The 18,948-nt window shown below is 72.6% G+C and carries 16 protein-coding genes and 1 pseudogene; 11 read left to right on the top strand and 6 right to left on the bottom strand.

Annotated features, from left to right (window positions below; all coding sequences use genetic code 11):
- The first annotated feature begins 10 nt into the window (after positions 1-10).
- Together hglS and amaB are read left to right on the top strand one after the other, a co-directional pair.
- Positions 11-1,405 (top strand): 2-oxoadipate dioxygenase/decarboxylase, encoded by a 1,395-nt coding sequence (gene hglS / locus APR03_RS07415; RefSeq protein ID WP_253834222.1) that lies wholly within the window; start codon positions 11-13, stop codon positions 1,403-1,405.
- On the top strand, positions 1,402-2,934 hold the full coding sequence (gene amaB, locus APR03_RS07410; protein WP_253834220.1) for an L-piperidine-6-carboxylate dehydrogenase: 1,533 nt from the start codon (positions 1,402-1,404) through the stop codon (positions 2,932-2,934). The genes hglS and amaB overlap by 4 nt, the downstream gene beginning before the upstream one ends.
- A 56-nt stretch (positions 2,935-2,990) precedes the next feature.
- On the opposite strand, the gene APR03_RS07405 is transcribed toward amaB, so the two are convergent.
- Positions 2,991-4,196 carry a hypothetical protein gene (locus APR03_RS07405; RefSeq protein ID WP_253834218.1) on the bottom strand — a complete coding sequence of 402 codons (1,206 nt, stop codon included), beginning with the start codon at positions 4,194-4,196 and terminating at the stop codon, positions 2,991-2,993.
- A 198-nt stretch (positions 4,197-4,394) separates the two neighbouring features.
- On the opposite strand from APR03_RS07405, the gene APR03_RS07400 reads away from it, so the two are divergent.
- The gene (locus tag APR03_RS07400; protein ID WP_253834216.1) at positions 4,395-5,636 is read left to right on the top strand and encodes a hypothetical protein; all 1,242 of its coding nucleotides are present in this window, start codon (positions 4,395-4,397) and stop codon (positions 5,634-5,636) included.
- Here APR03_RS07400 and dusB read toward each other — a convergent pair.
- Positions 5,623-6,822: a tRNA dihydrouridine synthase DusB gene (dusB, locus tag APR03_RS07395; protein WP_253834214.1), complete on the bottom strand. Its 1,200-nt coding sequence runs from the start codon at positions 6,820-6,822 to the stop codon at positions 5,623-5,625. The two genes, APR03_RS07400 and dusB, sit on opposite strands and share 14 nt — an antisense overlap.
- A 155-nt stretch (positions 6,823-6,977) precedes the next feature.
- On the opposite strand from dusB, the gene APR03_RS07390 reads away from it, so the two are divergent.
- Together APR03_RS07390 and APR03_RS07385 are read left to right on the top strand one after the other, a co-directional pair.
- Positions 6,978-8,438 carry a basic amino acid/polyamine antiporter gene (locus APR03_RS07390; protein ID WP_253834213.1) on the top strand — a complete coding sequence of 487 codons (1,461 nt, stop codon included), beginning with the start codon at positions 6,978-6,980 and terminating at the stop codon, positions 8,436-8,438.
- Between the two features lie 23 nt (positions 8,439-8,461).
- Complete coding sequence (locus APR03_RS07385; protein ID WP_253834210.1) at positions 8,462-9,733, top strand: arginine deiminase; 1,272 nt, start codon at positions 8,462-8,464, stop codon at positions 9,731-9,733.
- A 2-nt stretch (positions 9,734-9,735) separates the two neighbouring features.
- Here the strand turns inward: APR03_RS07385 and APR03_RS07380 are convergent, their stop codons facing one another.
- Together APR03_RS07380 and APR03_RS07375 are read right to left on the bottom strand one after the other, a co-directional pair.
- Positions 9,736-11,472: a glycoside hydrolase family 13 protein gene (locus tag APR03_RS07380; protein ID WP_372494794.1), complete on the bottom strand. Its 1,737-nt coding sequence runs from the start codon at positions 11,470-11,472 to the stop codon at positions 9,736-9,738.
- Positions 11,473-11,800: 328 nt separating this feature from the next.
- Positions 11,801-12,844: a LacI family DNA-binding transcriptional regulator gene (locus tag APR03_RS07375; RefSeq protein ID WP_253834209.1), complete on the bottom strand. Its 1,044-nt coding sequence runs from the start codon at positions 12,842-12,844 to the stop codon at positions 11,801-11,803.
- A gap of 146 nt (positions 12,845-12,990) precedes the next feature.
- Between APR03_RS07375 and APR03_RS07370 the strand changes: the two genes are divergently transcribed.
- From APR03_RS07370 to APR03_RS07360, 3 genes are read left to right on the top strand one after another with little or no spacing between them, the layout of a single operon-like run.
- Positions 12,991-14,211 (top strand): sugar ABC transporter substrate-binding protein, encoded by a 1,221-nt coding sequence (locus APR03_RS07370; protein WP_253834207.1) that lies wholly within the window; start codon positions 12,991-12,993, stop codon positions 14,209-14,211.
- Positions 14,211-15,779, top strand: a complete 1,569-nt coding sequence (locus APR03_RS07365) for an ABC transporter permease subunit (RefSeq protein ID WP_253834205.1) — start codon at positions 14,211-14,213, stop codon at positions 15,777-15,779. Before APR03_RS07370 ends, APR03_RS07365 begins: the two co-directional genes overlap by 1 nt.
- Positions 15,779-16,627: a sugar ABC transporter permease gene (locus tag APR03_RS07360; RefSeq protein ID WP_253834202.1), complete on the top strand. Its 849-nt coding sequence runs from the start codon at positions 15,779-15,781 to the stop codon at positions 16,625-16,627. The genes APR03_RS07365 and APR03_RS07360 overlap by 1 nt, the downstream gene beginning before the upstream one ends.
- Positions 16,628-16,651: 24 nt before the next feature.
- Here the strand turns inward: APR03_RS07360 and APR03_RS07355 are convergent, their stop codons facing one another.
- Positions 16,652-17,869 carry a type II toxin-antitoxin system HipA family toxin gene (locus APR03_RS07355; RefSeq protein WP_253834200.1) on the bottom strand — a complete coding sequence of 406 codons (1,218 nt, stop codon included), beginning with the start codon at positions 17,867-17,869 and terminating at the stop codon, positions 16,652-16,654.
- Entirely contained in the window at positions 17,859-18,125 is a 267-nt protein-coding gene (locus APR03_RS07350) for a helix-turn-helix domain-containing protein (RefSeq protein WP_253834198.1), read from the bottom strand. The genes APR03_RS07355 and APR03_RS07350 overlap by 11 nt, the downstream gene beginning before the upstream one ends.
- Before the next feature lie 106 nt (positions 18,126-18,231).
- Here APR03_RS07350 and APR03_RS07345 point away from each other — a divergent pair, with 106 nt between their 5' ends.
- The 3 genes and pseudogenes from APR03_RS07345 (at position 18,232) to APR03_RS07335 (ending at position 18,930) form a co-directional block, all read left to right on the top strand.
- The gene (locus APR03_RS07345; RefSeq protein ID WP_253834790.1) at positions 18,232-18,480 is read left to right on the top strand and encodes a hypothetical protein; all 249 of its coding nucleotides are present in this window, start codon (positions 18,232-18,234) and stop codon (positions 18,478-18,480) included.
- A gap of 58 nt (positions 18,481-18,538) precedes the next feature.
- Positions 18,539-18,682 (top strand): annotated as a pseudogene (locus tag APR03_RS07340) (response regulator transcription factor); the annotation flags it as partial.
- 74 nt (positions 18,683-18,756) lie between these two features.
- A complete protein-coding gene (locus APR03_RS07335) occupies positions 18,757-18,930 on the top strand; it encodes a DUF4236 domain-containing protein (RefSeq protein ID WP_171104560.1) in 174 nt (57 codons plus the stop codon).
- Positions 18,931-18,948 lie beyond the last annotated feature (18 nt).

Here is an 18,948-nt window from a genome sequence, read left to right as displayed (position 1 = left end):
GGAGAGCCTGATGTCCACGTTCCTCGAGCCCTGGCAGCTGCGGGCCGCCTTCGCGCGCAGCCTCTCGGACATGTACGGCACGGAGGTGCCCGCGTACACGACGCTGCTGGACGTGTCGCACGAGGTCAACGCCGACTTCGTGGCGCGGCACGGCGCCGACGCCGAGCGGCTGGGCTCGATCGCGCGCGTGACCGCGGAGCGGCACGGGGCGATCCGCGTGGGAACGCCCACCGAGATGGCGCAGGTCGCGCGGGTGTTCGGCGCCATGGGCATGCGGCCGGTCGGGTTCTACGACCTGCGCGACGCGTCCTCCAGCTCCGTGCCCGTGATCTCGACGGCGTTCCGGCCGGTCGACCGCGACGAGCTGGCCCGCAACCCGTTCCGCGTGTTCACCTCGATGCTGGTCACCGCGGACCGCCGGTTCTTCACCGCCGACCTGGAGCGCCGCCTGGAGAGCTTCCTCGCCGCGCGCACGCTGTTCGGCCCGGAGCTGCTCGCGCTCGCCGACCGTGCCGAGGCCGAGGGCGGCCTGCCCGAGGAGCAGGCGACCGAGTTCCTGCGGCTGGCCACCGAGGCCTTCGAGCTGTCCCGCGAGCCCGTGGACCAGGCCTGGTACCGCGAGCTGGAGGCGGTCAGCGCGGTGGCGGCCGACATCGGCGGCATCGCCTCGACGCACATCAACCACCTCACGCCCCGCGTGCTGGACATCGACGACCTGTACGCCCGCATGGAGGCGCGCGGCATCACGATGATCGACGCGATCCAGGGCCCGCCCCGCTGGGAGGGTCCGGACGTGCTGCTGCGGCAGACCTCGTTCCGGGCGCTCGCGGAGCCGCGCACGTTCCGCACGCCCGACGGCGAGATCGTGCGCGACGCCCTGCGGGTCCGGTTCGGCGAGGTCGAGGCCCGCGGCATCGCCCTCACGCGGGAGGGCCGGGCCGCCTACGACGCGGCCGTCGTCGAGATCGACGAGGCCGCCGCGGCGGCCCGCGCCGACGACCCCGGGTTCACCGAGGAGCGGCGCCAGGAGATCGCCCGGTCCGTCTGGGCCCGCACCTTCCCGACGACCGAGGCGGCGCTCGCCGAGCAGGGGCTGGGCTGGTTCACCTACGAGGCGGACTCCGCCACCGGGACGGTGCGTCGCGAGCCGATCGTCTACGAGGACTTCCTGCCGCGCTCGGCGGCCGGCATCTTCCAGTCCAACCTCACCTCCGACGGCGCCAAGGACGCCACCCAGGAGGCCACCGACCGGGACGCCGACTGGATGGCGGGCGCCCTCGGCCGCGACCTCGACGACCCGTTCGACCTGTACGCCGACCAGGTGGACAGGTCGCTCGCCGCCGCCGCCGAGACCCTCGGCGTCGACCCGGCCACCCTCACCACCACCACAGGAGCCATGCGATGAGCACCACGACCACCACCCCGCTGACGACCGAGCTGCGCGACGCCGCGCTCGCCGCCCTGGAGCGGCTGGGCGCCGATGTGCCCGCAGGGACCGGCCTGCCCGTCGTGTCGCCGCTGTCCGGGCAGCCGCTGCTGGAGCTCCGGCGCGACGGCACCGCCGAGGCGGAGGCCGCCGTCGGGCGGGCCGCCGAGGCGTTCCGCACCTGGCGCTCCGTGCCCGCCCCCGTGCGCGGCCAGGTGGTCAAGCGCCTGGGCGAGCTGCTCACCGAGCACAAGGCGGACCTGGCCGAGCTCGTGACCCTCGAGGCGGGCAAGATCACCAGCGAGGCCCTGGGCGAGGTCCAGGAGATGATCGACATCTGCGACTACGCCGTGGGGCTGTCGCGGCAGGTCGGCGGGCGCACCATGCCGTCCGAGCGGCCGGGCCACCGGCTCATGGAGACGTGGCACCCGATGGGCGTGGTCGGGGTGATCAGCGCCTTCAACTTCCCCGTGGCCGTCTGGTCGTGGAACACCGCCGTCGCGCTGGTCTGCGGCGACACCGTGGTGTGGAAGCCGAGCGAGAAGACGCTGCTGTCGGCCGTGGGCGCGTCCGCGCTGCTCGACCGTGCGCTGGCGGAGGCCGGCTTCCCGGCGGGCGTCTCGCAGCTGCTGCTCGGCGACCGCGAGGCGGGCGAGGCCCTCGTGGCCGACGCGCGCGTCGCGCTGGTCTCCGCGACCGGCTCGGAGCGCATGGGCCAGCAGGTCGCGCCCGTCGTCGCCGCGCGCGGCGGCCGGTACCTGCTGGAGCTGGGCGGCAACAACGGCGCGATCGTCGCGCCGTCGGCCGACCTGGACCTCGCCGTGCGCGGCGCGGTCTTCGCCGCGGCGGGTACGGCGGGCCAACGCTGCACGTCGCTGCGCCGCCTCATCGTGCACGAGTCGATCGTGGACGAGGTCGTGGGGCGGCTCGCCAAGGTCTACACCGGACTGCCCGTGGGCGACCCGCGCACCGAGGGCACCCTGGTGGGCCCGCTGGTGGACGCGGACGCGCGGGACCGCATGCTGGCCGCGATCGACGAGGCGGTCGCCGCGGGCGGCGAGCTCGTGGTGGGCGGCACGGCCGTGACGGTGCCGGGCGCCGAGGACGCCGCGTACGTGCACCCGGCGATCGTGCGCATGCCGGAGCAGGCCGACGTGGTCAAGCGGGAGACGTTCGCGCCGATCCTGTACGTGCTGACCTACTCGGACCTGGCCGAGGCGATCGCCGTGCACAACGACGTGCCGCAGGGCCTGTCGTCGTCCATCTTCACGCTGGACGTGCGCGAGGCCGAGACCTTCCTCTCCGAGGTCGGCTCGGACTGCGGCATCGTGAACGTGAACATCGGCACCTCGGGCGCCGAGATCGGCGGCGCGTTCGGTGGCGAGAAGTCGACGGGCGGCGGGCGCGAGTCCGGCTCGGACGCGTGGAAGCAGTACATGCGCCGCGCGACGAACACCGTGAACTACTCGACGGAGCTGCCGCTGGCCCAGGGCGTCAACTTCGGCTGATATCCCGACGGCCCGGCCCCGCGCGTCGCGACGCGCGGGGCCGGGCCGTCGGCCGTTCAGGAGGCGGACGACACCGCCATGAGCGAGCCCGTCTCGGTGGTCGGGTCCGTGCTCGGGGCGTACCGCTTCACCGAGGCCACGGAGACGCCCACCCGCGCGGCGACCTCCTCGACGCTGAGCGTCTGCGCCCACCGCAGCACGCGGATCTCACTGATCTGCGCGGTGGTGAGCGGCTGGGCCGGGCCGTCGGCGGGCTCGTCGACGACGGTGCTCCGCGCCGGCTCCGGCGTCACGGGCGCGTACTTGGCCGCGAGGCGCACGCGCTCGGCGACCATGGGAGCGGCACCGGCGGTCTCGGTGACCTCGGGTGCGGTGACGTCGGGTGCGGTGACCTCGGCCACGGCCTCCTCGGCGGGCTCCGGCTCTGGTTCCGGCTGCGGCTCGGGCTCCGGCTCGGCGGCCTCCAGCAGCAGCGCCTCCGCCTCCACGGGCTCCGGCAGGAGCGGCACCTGGTGCTGCTCCAGACCCTGCTGCTCCCGACCCTGCCGCGCCCGCTCCTCCTGCTCGCGGCCCGACGGCATCCACTCGCCCGCCAGCGCGGCGGCCTCCTGGACCACGTCGCGGATCGTGCGCTCCGACTCCAGGTGGGGTCGGGTCACCTCGGCGGTGACGTCCGCCGGCACGTGCCGGTGGACGCGGCCCACGGCGGCGTTCACGTCGGCGATGCGCGCCGCGCGCTCCTCCGGGGGCGCGATCTGCGCGAGGCGCACCGCGTCGAGCATGTCCAGCACCGCGGTCTGCCGGTCGTTGTGGATCTCGGCCTGCCGGTCGAGGTCCCGCGCGCTGGAGGCCGACTGGAAGAAGAGGTGCACGGCGACGGCGGCGAGCACGGGCGCGACGGCGCGGGAGATCGCGAAGATGCCCTCGCCGAGCAGCCAGCCGTGCCAGGCGGCGAGCGCGCCGGAGAGGATGCCGACGACGATGGCGCCACCGAGCCAGCGCACGTGCCCGGAGACGGGGCGGCCGGTCTCCAGCGCGCGGTCCGCGCGCCGCCGGCCCTCCCAGGCCAGACCGATCACCAGCGCCTCGTAGGCGACGCCGAGGGCGTAACCGAGCCGCGGCCCCTCGTAGTCGGCGATGGTGTGCGACATGCCGATGTAGGCCCAGGCCGAGAGCCCGAAGGCGCCCAGGGCGAAGCCCGGGTTCCTGCGCGTGTCGGCCAGGACGGCCGGTACGCGTCGTGGGCGTTTCTCCGATGCCATGTGGGTGGGTCCCTTTCCGTCAGACAGGTGGGTTGGAGTCGGGGGTGGTGCAAGGCTGATCTTGGTCTACTTTGCGTCCTATGCGCTCTTCACACCGGAGATCGACGTCAATATTTAACCGAAGCCGGGGTGAACAGTTATCCACAGATGGTCGCTGTTGACCGAGCAGGGCTGCCGTTCATAGCGGATGCTACCGGCATGACTCCACCACCGCGCACCACACACCGGGACCTCGCCACGCGCCTCGTCCACCGCCTCGTCGCGCACGTGCTGCGCCCCGCCAACGCCGCGGCGTTCGACCGGCTGGTCGACGCCGTGCGGGCGGAGGCCGGGCCCCCGCCGGACGATCTCGACCCGGGCCGGTACGTCGAGGCGACCCGCGGGTGCGTCACGGACCTGCTGGTGCACGAGGGATCTCCGGCGCCGGACGGTCCGTGGGCGGGCCCACCCGGCCCGTCCCTGGTGCGCCGCCTGCTCGGCGAGCCCGGGGCGGACGACGGTGCCGCGCCCGACGGCCTCGACGTCGACGACGCCGAGCGTGCCCTGCTGGCCGGCTGGCGGTCGGGCGGGGTGCACGGCTTCTTCCTGGTGACCGACGTGGTGGACGAGCACGCCGTGCTGCACAACCTGGAGGACGACCTCGACTACCCGGTCTGGACGGGGCGGTCCCAGGTCCCCGCCTCGGCCCTCGCCCCGGACCTGCCGCTGGCGGCACGGGTGCTGCCCGTCGGGGCGGGCTGGATCTTCGCGGGCACGCCGGACATCTACCCGCCGGACGACCTGGCGAACGTGGTGGAGGGCGTCGTCGGCCTGCTGGCGGCGTCGCCGTGCCCGGCCTACCGCAACCCGGCCCGCCTGGCCCGGGCCCGCGAGCTGGTCGCCGACCACCACCGGGCCTTCCTCGACCTGTTCGGGGACGTGGTCGTGGAGGGCACCGCCACGCACGTCATCGACGCCTACCTGCGCTTCCAGGAACGGATCGGGGCGCCCGCGGACGAGTTCGCGCTGCTGCCGTCGCTCCGCGACGTGCGCCGGCTCCCGGACGACGGCACCGACCCCGACGACGCCGCGTTCGCGCTGGCGCACCACCCGGTCAAGGGCCTGCGCCTGCTCGACTGCTACGCCCAGCTGCGGGAGGTGCACACGCCGCCGCTCGCCCCGTGGAAGCCGCCGCGGCTCGCCCAGGTGCTGGCCGACCCGGACGTGCCCTCCTGGGTGCTCGTGCTGCTCGCGGAGCGCTACGCGGACCACCTGGACGCGCTGTACGGGGCGGCGCTCGACCGGCCCGGCCTCGCGTGGGCGCGTGACGGCGCGGCGCTGCTGCGCGACCGCGAGCCGGCCGCGACGCGTGACGAGCCCGGCCTCATGATGACGTCGTCGATCATGGGCCGCGTGCTGCCGCCCGGCGACGAGCCGGCCGATGCCCTCAGCCGCCGCTGACGCTGAGCTCGGCCTCGCGCAGCCTCGCCTCGAACTCCTCGGACAGGTCGCGGGAGTCGAGCCACCCGTAGGGCAGGTGGGGCGTCTTGGGGGAGCCGGCGCGCCCGCGCGGACCCTCGGCGTCCTCGCCCGGGTAGGGCGCGTCGAGGTCGAGCGCGTCGAGCCGCTCGCGCAGCTCGGCCAGCGTGCTGACCAGCGCGAGGGCCTGCCGCTTCTCGCCGCCGACGGCGTACCCCTTGAGGTACCAGGCCATGTGCTTGCGCAGGTCGCGCATGCCCTTGCCCTCGTCGCCGTCGAAGTACTCGATCATGAGCTCGCCGTGCCGGTAGATCGTGTCGGTCACCTCGCGCAGACCGGGCCGGACGCGCAGGTCCGAGCCGTTGAAGGCGGCCGCGAGGTCGGCGAACAGCCACGGGCGCCCCTGGCAGCCCCGGCCGACCACGACGCCGTCGGCCCCGGTCTGCTCGACCAGGCGCACGGCGTCCTCGGCCGACCAGATGTCGCCGTTGCCGAGCACCGGGACGGTCCGCACCGCCTCCTTGAGGCGGGCGATGGCCTCCCACTCCGCCTGGCCCGAGTAGTGCTGGGCGGCGGTCCGGGCGTGCAGGGCGACGGCGGCGACGCCGAGCGACTCCGCGATCTGCCCGGCCTCGAGGTAGGTGAGGTGCTCGTCGTCGATGCCCTTGCGCATCTTGACCGTGACGGGCACGCCGTACGGCTCGGCGGCCTCGACGGCGGCCCGGACGATGTCCGTGAAGAGCTGCCGCTTCCAGGGCAGGGCCGCGCCACCGCCCTTGCGGGTCACCTTGGGCACGGGGCAGCCGAAGTTGAGGTCGACGTGGTCGGCGCGGTCCTCGCCGGCGATGATCCGTACCGCGGCGCCGACGGTGGCCGGGTCCACGCCGTACACCTGGGCCGAGCGCGGGGTCTCGTCGTCGCCGAACGTGACGATCCGCAGCGCCTCGGTGTTGCGCTCCACGAGCGCGCGGCTCGTGACCATCTCCGCGACGTACAGGCCCGGGTCGAAGCCGGTGGAGCGGCCGGCCTCGCGGCACAGGGTGCGGAACGCGCGGTTGGTCACGCCGGCCATGGGCGCGAGCACGACGGGCGTGGCCACGGTGAGCGGGCCGATCTGCAGCGGCGGGAGCAGCGCGGTGGTGTCGAGGGCGGAGGTCACGTACCCCATTCTCGCACCGCGGCCCGACGGCCCCGCCGCCCGCATCTTTTGCCGAACCGTCCGCCGCGTGCCCTTAATGGAGGGCCGGAGACCCGAGGGGCGCGGGTGCCGGGAAGGGACGCACCCGGGCACCGGGTGTGCTCGACCGTTCGAAGGGCCCTGCCATGCAGTCGGACGACACGACGCACCACGGCACGCAGCACGCCACGCACGACGGCACCACCAAGATCACCCTGGCCACGCTCACCGCGATGGTCGTCGGCTCGATGGTTGGCGCGGGAGTGTTCTCGCTGCCCAGCCGCTTCGCGGGCGAGACGGGCGTGTTCGGCGCGCTCATCTCGTGGCTCATCGCGGGCACGGGCATGCTCATGCTCGCGTTCGTGTTCCAGCGCCTCGCGATCCGCAAACCCGAGCTCGACTCCGGCGTCTACGCGTACGCGAAGGCCGGGTTCGGCGAGTACCTCGGCTTCTTCTCCGCGTTCGGCTACTGGGCCAGCGCCTGCGTGGGCAACGTCACCTACTGGATCCTCATCATGTCGACGCTGGGCGCCCTGCTCCCGGTGCTCGGCGAGGGCGACACGTTCGTCGCGTTCGCCGCCTCGACCGCGTGCGTGTGGCTGTTCTACCTGCTCGTGCGCCGCGGCGTGAAGGAGGCGACGGCGATCAACCGCATCGTCACCGTCGCCAAGGTGCTGCCGATCATCGCGTTCGTGCTCATCGCCGTGTTCCTGCTCGACACGCAGGTGCTCGCCGACAACTTCCGGGGCTACGGCCTCACCGGCCCGCTGTTCGAGCAGGTGCGCGGCACCATGCTCGCCACCGTCTTCGTGTTCCTCGGGGTGGAGGGCGCCAGCGTCTACTCCCGGCACGCGCGGCGTCGGGAGGACGTCGGTCGGGCCACGGTGCTCGGCTTCCTCATGGTGCTCTCGATCTTCGCGTCCGTGACGATCGTGTCCTACGGCATCCTGCCGATGCAGGAGCTCGCGGAGCTGCGCCAGCCGTCGATGGCGGGCGTGCTGGAGGCCGCCGTCGGCGGATGGGGTGCGGTGTTCGTCAGCGTGGGCCTCATCGTCTCGGTGCTGGGTGCCTACCTCGCCTGGACGCTCATGGCGTCGGAGGTGCTGTACGTCGCCGCCAAGGACCGCGACATGCCGCGCTTCCTCGCGCAGATCGACCACAACGACGTGCCGCGGGCCGCGCTGCTGATGTCCACGATCCTCATCCAGGTGATGCTGTTCGTGACGCTGCTGTCCGACGACGCGTTCACCTTCGCGCTCGACCTGACCAGCGCGCTGACCCTCATCCCGTTCCTGCTGGCCGCCGGGTACGCGCTCAAGCTCGCCACGGGCCGCGGCGGGCCGGCCGAGGACACGCACACCACCCGGGACCTGGTGGTCGCGGCCCTGGCCGTCCTCTACACGGCGTTCCTGCTGTTCGCGGCCGGCCTGACGTTCGTGCTGCTCGCGTTCGTCATCTACGCGCCCGCGACGATCCTGTTCGCGATGACCCGCCGCGAGCAGGGCCGGCGGGTGTTCAGCCCCGGGGAGCTCGTGATCTTCGTCGTCTCCGTGGCGGGCGCGGTGGTCGGCGTCGTCGCGCTCGCGACCGGTGCGATCTCCATCTGAGAACCGAACCTGAGAGGGACATCATGACGAACGCGAGCGCTGGTCCGGCCTCTGACCAGGCACTGCCCTCGGCGGCCTACGGCGTGCACTCGGAGGTGGGGCGCCTGCGCAAGGTGCTCGTCTGCCGCCCGGGGCTCGCGCACCGCCGGCTCACCCCCACGACGTCGGACGAGCTGCTGTTCGACGACGTGCTCTGGGTGGACCGCGCCATCGAGCACCACGCGGCGTTCGTCGCGGACCTGCGCTCGCGCGGCGTCGACGTCGTGGAGCTGCACGAGGTGCTGGCCGCGACGATGCGGGTGCCGGGCGCGCGCGACTGGCTGCTGGACCGCAAGATCGTGCCCGGCGTGGTCGGTCCGGGCCTGCTCGACGCCACCCGGGAGTTCCTGGAGGGCCTGGAGCCGGAGCAGCTCGCGGAGCACCTCATCGGCGGCCTGGCCACCGACGACGTGCCCGACCTGCCGCCCGCCCACCGGGCCCTGGCCGAGTACACGCCCGACTCCCGCGAGTACCTCATGGCACCCGTGCCCAACACGCTGTTCACGCGCGACACGACCTGCTGGCTCTACGGCGGCGTGACGCTCAACCCGCTGTACTGGCCCGCGCGGCACGACGAGACGCTGCTGATGAAGGCGGTGTACGAGTTCCACCCGGACTTCGTCGGCTCGACGGTCTGGTGGGGCGACCCGGAGACGGACCACCAGCGGGCCACGGTCGAGGGTGGTGACGTGATGCCCGTGGGCAACGGCACCGTGCTCATGGGCATGAGCGAGCGCACCTCACGCCAGGGCATCACGCAGGTCGCGGCGGCGCTGTTCGAGCAGGGCGCGGCCGAGCGCGTGGTGGTGGCGGGAATGCCGAGGCTGCGCTCGGCGATGCACCTCGACACGGTCATGACGTTCGCCGACGTCGACACCGTGACCGTCTACCCGCGCATCGTGGGGGACATCCACCCGTTCGTGCTGCGCCCGGGCGACGGCGGGGGAGTCGCGGTCACCGACGAGGCCGGCTCCACGTTCCTGGAGGTGGTGGCCCGCGAGACCGGGCTCGGTGCCCTGCAGGTCATCGAGACGGGCGGCGACGTCTACGAGTCCGAGCGGCAGCAGTGGGACAGCGGCAACAACGCCGTCGCGGTGGAGCCCGGCGTGGTCTACACCTACGACCGCAACACCACGACCAACCGCCTGCTGCGCAAGGCGGGTGTCGAGGTGATCGAGATCGACGGCGCGGAGCTGGGCCGCGGGCGGGGCGGAGGCCACTGCATGACCTGTCCCATCGCCCGCGACCCCGCCTGAGGTCAGGCGCGCAGCCAGACCGTGGTGTCGCCCGGCAGGGCGCCGTCGGTCAGCTCGCCGGAGGCGACCAGCACCTGGGCGTCGGCCGGCAGCGCGAGCGGCGTCGTGCCGAGGTTGGCCACCACGGTCACGCCCGCGACCTGGAAGGCGACGACGTCGGCGTCCGCCGACAGCGCGTCGACCCAGGCGAGCGTGCTCGTGCCGAGCTTCTCGGCCCGGCGCAGCTCGAGCGCCGTCCGGTACAGCTCGTACGTCGAGCCCGCGACGCCGTACTGGCGGTCGGCGGCGAGGTCCGCGTAGGCGTCGGGCTGCGGCAGCCAGGTCTTCTCGCTCGGGCCGAACCCGTTGCCCGGCGCGCCGCCGACCCACGGCAGCGGCACGCGGCAGCCGTCACGGCCCGGCTCGGCGCCGCCGGTGCGGAAGAACGACGGGTCCTGGCGCACGTCGTCGGGCAGCGCGGTGTGGTCCGGCAGGCCCAGCTCCTCGCCCTGGTACACGTACGCCGACCCCGGCAGGGCGAGCATGAGCAGCGTCGCGGCGCGGGCCCGGCGCAGGCCGAGCGCGGCGTCGGGCTGCGGGTCGTCCGCGCCGATGCCGTTGAGCTGGCGGCCGCCGATCTCCTGGAGGCCGAAGCGCGACGCGTGCCGCACGACGTCGTGGTTGGACAGCACCCACGTGGTGGGCGCGCCGACCGACTCCATGGTCTGCAGCGACACGTCGACGACGGTGCGCATCGTGGCCGCGTCCCACGGCGTGGTGAGGAACGAGAAGTTGAACGCCTGGTGCATCTCGTCGGAGCGCACGTACCGGGCCAGGCGGCTCAGGGGCTCGACCCAGGCCTCGGCGACCAGGGCGCGGTCGCCGTCGTACTCGGCCAGCACCTGGTGCCAGGCGCGGTAGATGTCGTGCACGCCCTCCTGGTCGAACATGGGGCCGCTGTTGCCGGCGCCCGTGGAGCCGTCGTCGGCCACGGTGCCCTCGACCATGGCGGCCTTGCCGTCCCAGTCGGGCAGCCCGTCGGCCTTGACCATGCCGTGCGCCACGTCGACGCGGAAGCCGTCCACGCCCCGGTCGAGCCAGAACCGCAGCACGTCCTCGAACTCGGCGCGGACCTCCGGGTTCTCCCAGTTCAGGTCGGGCTGCGTGGAGTCGAACAGGTGCAGGTACCACTGCGGGCCCAGCTCGCCGTCGTCCTCGCGCGGGGCCAGGCGCGTCCAGGCCGGGCCGCCGAAGATGGACTGCCAGTTGTTCGGCGGCTCGTCGCCCGCCGGGCCGCGGCCGTCGCGGAACATGTACCGCTCGCGCGCGGCCGAGCCGGGCGCGGCGGCCAGCGCCTCCTGGAACCAGACGTGCTGGTCGGAGGAGTGGTTCGGCACGAGGTCGACGATCACCTTGAGGCCGCGCTCGTGCGCGCCCGCGAGCATCTCGTCGAAGTCGGCCAGCGTGCCGAACAGCGGGTCGATGTCGCGGTAGTCGGCGACGTCGTACCCGGCGTCCTTCTGGGGGGAGCGGTAGAACGGGCTGAGCCAGACGGCGTCGACGCCGAGCTGCTTCAGGTGGTCCAGCCGGGCGGTGACGCCGGGGAGGTCGCCGATCCCGTCGCCGTTCCCGTCCGCGAACGAGCGCGGGTAGACCTGGTAGATCACGGCGTCCCGCCACCACTCGCCGCCTGGGGCGGGGGAGTGGACGGAGCGCGTCGCGGTCAGGTCGGCGATGGTGAGCGGGGTGGTGCGTGTCACGTGGTCGCGTCCTCGAGGGTCGGGGGGATTATCGGTGTAACGCTTGCAGCAAGCGTACGGGAGGATTCCTTCCCGACGGACCGCCGGCCCAGGTCACGGACTCCCGCCCGGTGGCGCCTGAAGGGCGCCGCATCTGGTGCCCGGGTCGCCGCGGTGACATCTGGTGTCCCGCCGCCGAGATCTGGTGCTGGCGTCGAGATCTGGTGGCGCACGGCCAGATCTCAGCGTGGACACCAGATTTCAGCGGTGCGGCACCAGATCTCGGCGCGGCCTCAGCGGCGCAGCACCAGATCTCGGCGCCGGCGGCGGGGCGCCTGAAGGGCGCCGCTCAGGCGTGGGGCGCGGCGCCCGTCGAGGCCCGGACGACCAGCTCCGGCGTGAACAGCAGCTCCGACCGGGGCGCGCGCTCGCCGTGGATCTCGGTGAGCAGGGCGCTGACCGCCGCGTGGGCCATGTCGGCCACGGGCTGGCGCACCGTGGTCAGCGGCGGGTCGGTGAACGCGACCAGCGGTGAGTCGTCGTAGCCGACCACGCTGACGTCGTCCGGCACGGACAGCCCGCGCGCGTGCGCGGCCCGGATGGCGCCGAGCGCCATGAGGTCGGAGCCGCAGACGACGGCGGTGTGGCCGCCGTCGTACAGCTCGCCGGCCGCCGCCTGGCCGCCCTCCAGCGTGTAGAGGGTGAGGCTGACGTGCTCGCGGGCCTCCTCCGCGGTGGCCGCGAGGCCGTGCCGCACGAGCTGCGCCGTGAAGGCCTCGATCTTGCGCTTCGCGGGCACGAACCGGTCCGGCCCGATCGCCATGCCGATGCGGCGGTGGCCCAGCGCCACCAGGTGCCGCACGGACAGCTCGATGCTGGCGCTGTCATCCGGCGACACGAACGGGGCGTCGATGCCCTCGGCGTAGCCGTTGATCAGCACGATGGGCAGCCCGCGGCCGCGCAGCCGTTGGTAGCGCTCGGTCGAGGCACGCGTGTCGGCGTGCTTGCCGGACACGAACACGATGCCGTCGACGGCGTGGTCGATGAGCGTCTCGACGTACTCGTCCTCGGTGGTGCCGCCGGGCGACTGCGTGCACAGCAGCGGCGTGTACCCGCGCGAGGCGAGCTGCGACTCGATGGCCTGCGCGAACGCGGGAAAGACCGGGTTGGACAGCTCGGGGACCACCAGGCCGATGAGGCCGGCGGGCCGCGCGCGCAGGGCGGACGGTCGCTCGTAGCCGAGCACGTCCAGGGCGGCGAGCACGGCCTGGCGGGTCTCGCCGGCCACGCCGGGCTTGCCGTTGAGCACGCGCGACACGGTCGCGGTGGAGACGCCCGCCTGCTCGGCGAGGTCGGTCAGTCGGGTGCGCACGCCTGGCAGCCTAGGTGACATGTGACCTCCTCGTCCCGGATGCCGCGCTGTTGCAAGCGTTGCTGAAACTTTATCGCAACGCCTTGCAAGACGGCACCGGGCGGCCTTACGGTTCGGGCATCGAAACCAGGCCCGGGCATCCGGGCCGTGAACCATCGGGAGTGACGATGCGACGGAGCATCCTGACCGCCGCCGCGCTGACCGCGACGCTGGCGCTGACCGCCTGCGCGGGCGGGGCCGACGAACCGGCCGCCGAGGAGTCGACCGCACCGGACGGTGCGGGCGCGACCCTCACCGTCTGGGTCGACGAGACCCGCCAGGCCGCCGTCGAGGACGCGGCCACCGGCTTCGAGGAGGCCACGGGCGCGGAGGTCGAGGTGGTCCTGAAGAACTTCGAGGACATCCGCCCGGACTTCCTCGCCCAGGTGCCCACCGGCAAGGGCCCCGACATCACCGTCGGCGCGCACGACTGGCTGGGCGAGCTCACGACCAACGGCGTCGTGGCCCCCATCGAGCTCGGCGACACCGCCGAGGCCTTCGAGCCCGTCTCCGTGTCGGCGTTCACGCAGGACGGCCAGGTCTACGGCCTGCCCTACGCCGTGGAGAACATCGCGCTGATCCGCAACACGGAGCTCGCCCCCGAGGCCCCCGCCACGTGGGACGACGCGATCGCGGCCGGCAAGGAGGCCGGCACGAAGTACCCGCTGCTCATCCAGACCTCCACCGAGGGCGACCCCTACACCTACTACCCGCTGCAGACGTCGTTCGGCGCCCCCGTCTTCGAGCAGAACGCGGACGGTTCCTACACCCCCGAGCTCGCGCTCGGCGGCGAGAACGGCACCGCCTTCGCCCAGTGGCTCGCGGAGCAGGGCGAGGCGGGCACCCTGAGCACGGACGTCACCTACGACATCGCGCTCGCGGCCTTCGCCAAGGGCGAGTCGCCGTTCATCGTGGGCGGCCCCTGGATGCTGGAGTCTTTCGGCGACCTCGACCTGGCGATCGACCCGATCCCCAGCGCGGGCGGCGAGCCGGCCCAGCCGTTCGTGGGCGTCGCGGGCTTCTACGTGAGCGCGCAGAGCGAGAACGCGCTGCTCGCCAACGACTTCCTGGTCAACTACATGGCCACCCCCCAGGCGCAGCTCGCGCTGTACGAGGCGGGCGACCGCCCGCCGGCCCTCATCGAGGCCGCCGACACCGCGTCCGAGGACCCGGTCACCGCGGGCTTCCGCGCGGTGGGTGCCGACGCCGTCCCGATGCCGTCGCTGCCCGAGATGGGCGCCGTGTGGGCGTACTGGGGCGTGACCGAGGCCGCGATCGTCTCCGGCAAGTCCGACCCGGCCAAGGCCTGGGACAAGATGGTCGCCGACATCCAGGGCGAGATCGGTTGATGTACGAACCCGTGACCCGGGGCTCCGGCCGCACCGGCTGGAGCCCCGGGTTTCTCGTCAAGCTCGCCCTGATCGCCCTGGTCGACGCCCTCGGTGTCTACGCGGTGCTCGCCGCCTGGGGCGCCGGGTCGTGGGGCGTCCTGGCCGCCATGGTGGCGCTGCTGCTCGTGGCCAACTGGGCGTACTTCTCCAAGCGCGCGCTGCCGCTCAAGTACATCCTGCCCGGCCTGGCCTTCCTGCTCGTGTACCAGGTGTACGTGGTGGCCTACACGGGCTACGTCGCGTTCACGAACTACGGCGACGGGCACAACAGCACCAAGGAGCAGGCGATCGAGGCCCTCCTGGTGCAGAACGAGCGGCGGGTCGAGGGCTCGCCGTCGTCGCCCCTGACGGTGGTGGCGGACGGCGGCACGCTCGGCTTCGCCGTCGTCTCGCCGGACGGCGTGGTGGAGGCCGGCACGGCCGACCGGCCGCTGGCGACCGTCGACGGCGCGACCGTCGAGGGCGGGCGCGTCACCGCGCTGCCCGGCTACGACGTGCTGGAGTACACCGCGGTCCTGGAGCGCCAGCAGGAGGTCACCGCGCTGCGGGTGCCCGTGTCGGACGATCCCAACGAGGGCTCGGTCCGCACGCAGGACGCCCGCACGGGGTACGTCTTCACCTCCACGCTGGAGTACGACCCGGCGTCCGACACCATGACCGACACTGTCACGGGCACCGCCTACACGCCCGACGACGACGGGCAGTTCGAGGCCGCGGACGGCTCCACGCTGCCCGTGGGCTGGCGCGTGCTGGTCGGGTTCGACAACTTCGTCACCGCGTTCGGCGACGACCGCTACGCCGGGCCGTTCGGCAAGATCCTGCTGTGGACGTTCGCGTTCGCCGTGCTCTCGGTGGCCTCGACGTTCCTGCTCGGCCTGTTCCTGGCGATCGCGTTCAACGACGCGCGCCTGCGTGGCCGCCGGGTCTACCGGACGCTCGTGATCCTGCCGTACGCGATCCCGGGGTTCCTCGCGGCCCTGCTGTGGTCGGGCATGCTCAACCGGTCCTACGGGTTCGTCAACGAGGTGCTGCTCGGCGGCGCGTCGGTCCCGTGGCTCACCGACCCGCTGCTGGCCAAGCTGGCCGTGCTCGGCGTGAACCTGTGGCTCGGCTTCCCGTACATGTTCCTCATCTGCACGGGCGCGCTGCAGTCGCTGCCGACCGACGTGCTGGAGGCCGCGAAGATCGACGGCGCGGGCCGCTGGCGCACGTGGCGCTCGATCACGCTGCCGCTGCTCCTCGTCGCGACGGCGCCGCTGCTCATCTCGTCGTTCGCGTTCAACTTCAACAACTTCACGCTCATCTACATGCTCACGGGCGGCGGCCCGCGGTTCGGCGACGCCTCGGTGCCGCTCGGGCACACCGACATCCTCATCTCGATGGTCTACTCGGTGTCCGGCCTGGACGGCACGGCGGCCAAGAACTACGGCCTGGCCAGCGCGCTGTCGATCGTCATCTTCGTGGTGGTCGCGACCATCTCCGCCCTCGCGTTCCGGCGCACCCGTTCCCTGGAGGAGATCGCCTGATGAGACCCGCACGCTGGTTCTCCGAGATCGGCTGGCGCCACCTCGTCGGTGTCCTGGCCGTGGTGTACGCGGGCTTCCCGCTCGTGTACGTGGTCTCGGCCTCCCTGGCCGACGGCGGCACGCTCACCGGCTCGAACGACCTGTTCGCGTCGGTGTCGGGAGCCAACTACACGGCCCTGGCCGGTACGCGGTTCTGGACGTGGATGGCCAACACCCTGGTGGTGGCGGTCGCGACGGGCGCCGGGACGGTGCTCATGGGCGCCGCGGCGGCGTACGCGTTCTCGCGGTTCCGGTTCAGCGGACGCCGCGTGGGGCTCACCGCCCTGCTCGTGATCCAGATGTTCCCGCAGATGCTCGCCTTCGTGGCGATCTTCCTGCTGCTCATCTCCCTCGGCAACGTGGTGCCGGGCCTGGGCCTGGACTCCAAGCTCGCCCTGATCTGCGTGTACCTGGGCGGCGCGCTCGGCGTGAACACGTTCCTCATGTACGGGTTCTTCAACACCGTGCCGCGCGAGATCGACGAGGCCGCGAAGATCGACGGCGCCACGCACGCCCAGATCTACTGGACCATCGTGCTGCGCCTGACCGCGCCGATCCTCGCCGTGGTGGGGCTGCTCAGCTTCATCAGCACGTTCGGCGAGTTCATCATCGCGCGCGTGCTGCTGCAGTCCGAGGAGAGCTGGACCCTCGCCGTGGGCCTCTACGGCTGGGTCTCGTCGCTGCAGGACGCCAACTGGGGCCTGTTCACGGCCGGCGCCGTGGTCTCCGCGGTGCCGGTGCTCGCGCTGTTCCTCTTCCTGCAGAAGTACATCGTGGGCGGCCTGACGGCAGGCTCCGTCAAGGGCTGAGGGTCGCGGGCCGTCGGCCGGCGGTCAGCCCCGGCCGAAGCCCGCGACCCGTGCGAGCAGCTTCTCGCGGACGCCGCACGGGTCGTCCGGCATGTCGTGCGCGGCGCCTCGGACCCGGTCCACGACGTCGTCGACCAGCTCCCTGGACCGTTCGACCGACAGACCCCAGGCCCCCGCCTCGGTCGCGAGGTCGTCCGGGCGGATGTACCGCAAGCGCGTCCTGCCGTTCACGGCCAGGCCGGACCGGTCGTACCGCGGCGCGACCAGATGCACCGCTGCCGCGTCGTACAGGGGCGCCGGGCGTAGACGAGCGTCCCGATCGATGACGTACGAGTAGTTCTTCGCGTGCGAGTCTCCGTTCCCGACGACGACGTTGAACGTGAGCTGCTCCAGCAGGGAGTCGAGGAAGCGGTCCGGGTCGGCGGCATGCTCCCAGGCGCGTTCTGACAGCGCCGTGAGGTGTCCGGGCGTCCGCTCCTGCTCGTACTTGTCCCGGGTCGCGAGCCCCAGCCCCTGAGCCAGGTCCTCCTGGTGCACCCGGTGTCCGTCCACCCGGTCGTAGCGTTCGACCACGATCGCGGTGCGGCCGGCGAACTCCTGGACCTCGGTCGGCGCGGCAGCGATGCCCGCAGCGTTCGCGAGGCGCATCGTCCAGTCCTCGAGCCGGACCAGGTCGGGGATCACGGCGTCCGAGAGTGGTTCGGGCTTGATGATGTGGGTCGACGCGGCGCCCTCCAGCGGCCACGCCCATCCCTGCGCAGTCGCTGTGAGCAGGATCTTGGCCTGGATGCCGCCGAGGGACGCGGTCACCGGAAGATCAGCGGCCAGCGGCAGCGTCGGCAGGTCGGAGACGACGCCGTCGACCTCGGCGGCCGTGAGGGCGCGGAGAGTCCCGGTGGATGGTGCCGTCCCGGAGGGGAGGAGCTGGACCGCCCCGGCACACTCCGCACCGAGTGTGCGGAGCAGCCCGAACGTGTCGTCCGGAGCCAGGCCGTGCTCCCGTTCGAGCTGCGCGCGCAGTGGTGACTCCGGGAGCAGACCGTCGAAGTAGCGTTCGAGGTGCGGGCCCTGGACGCGGCGGACGGTGATCGGTAGGGACAGCGAGAGCGGGCACGACCCCTCGCCCCAACGGGTCATGGCCTCGGGCGTCCACGTCAGGCGCAGCCGGCGGTTGCGGAGCTGCATCAGCTCGGCGACCGGGATTCCGTGCAGCCAGACCGCGAGCATGTTCTCAGTGGTCATCGAGGTCCTCGTCGAGATGCACGCGGACGCGTGCGGTGCGGGGGACGAGGTAGATCTCGTAGCCCGCGCGGGCGAGCGCCCTGGTCAGCACCTCGGTCGTGACCGGGATCCCGCGTTCGAGGCGTGAGAGGGTCGGGCGCGACGAGTCGATCTCGGCTGCGAGCTCGGACTGGCTCAGGCCGGTCGACTCGCGCGCTCCTTTCAGGGCGGCTCCCAGCGCGGCAAGGCTCCGGGCGCGGAACCATCGCTGAATCATGTGATTCATCTCCCCTGTCACGCGTTGTGAATCAGATATGAGCATCTTGGCGCGCGTGCCGGTATGTGTCAAATCTGATTCAGGGGCTGGCGGGCTCCGTCAAGGCATGACATCAGCACAGCAGGCACAACCACGGGCGCTCGACGTCCGCGGGCTCGTCAAGGAGTTCCTCGGGCGTGACGGCGTCGTGCGGGCCGCGGACGGCCTCGTCCTCCTCGTCGGCCGGACGGCGCTGCGGTACCGCGACCAGCTCGAGCGGCCCGCACCGGGCGTCGCGGCTGCGGTCCGCGGCGCGCAGGCCGCCTGCGTGGCCCTGGTCTGCCTCGCGGCCCGCGAGGAGGGCTCGTCACGGTGACTTTCGTGTCCCTCTCCGCGACCTACCTTCGTCCGGCGCACGGTGGCGGACCGACGACGGCGGCACCGTGGCGGGGATCGCGGCCGAGGCGTACCTGTCCGAGGGCACCGTGCGCAACTACCTGTCCTCCTCGATCGGCAAGACGGGGGCGCGCACCCGGGCCGAGGCCGTCCGGATCGCCCGGGACAACGGCTGGCTCTGAGGGCCGAACATACGTTTTGCCGGGCTAGCGCAGTTCGGTACGCTTTGCCCCGACCCGAGGAGGAAGTCAGGAACATGGGAATCCGGTATCGCAAGCGGCTGTCGCTCGGCCCGCTCAAGTTCAACATCACCCAGAAGGGGCTGTCGTCCATGAGCTTCAAGATCGGTCCCTGGACCTGGAACTCGAGGACGAAGAAGCACTCGATCAACCTGCCCGGCGGCCTGAGCTGGTACAGCAACAACAAGTAGCCGGGCTAGAGTGGCGGC

The sequence above is a fragment of the Promicromonospora thailandica genome (genome assembly GCF_024171955.1).
Taxonomy (GTDB): Bacteria; Actinomycetota; Actinomycetes; order Actinomycetales; family Cellulomonadaceae; genus Promicromonospora; species Promicromonospora thailandica.
The sequence above is the reverse complement of the archived record's forward strand: the minus strand, read 5'-3'. Positions and strand labels throughout refer to the sequence as shown.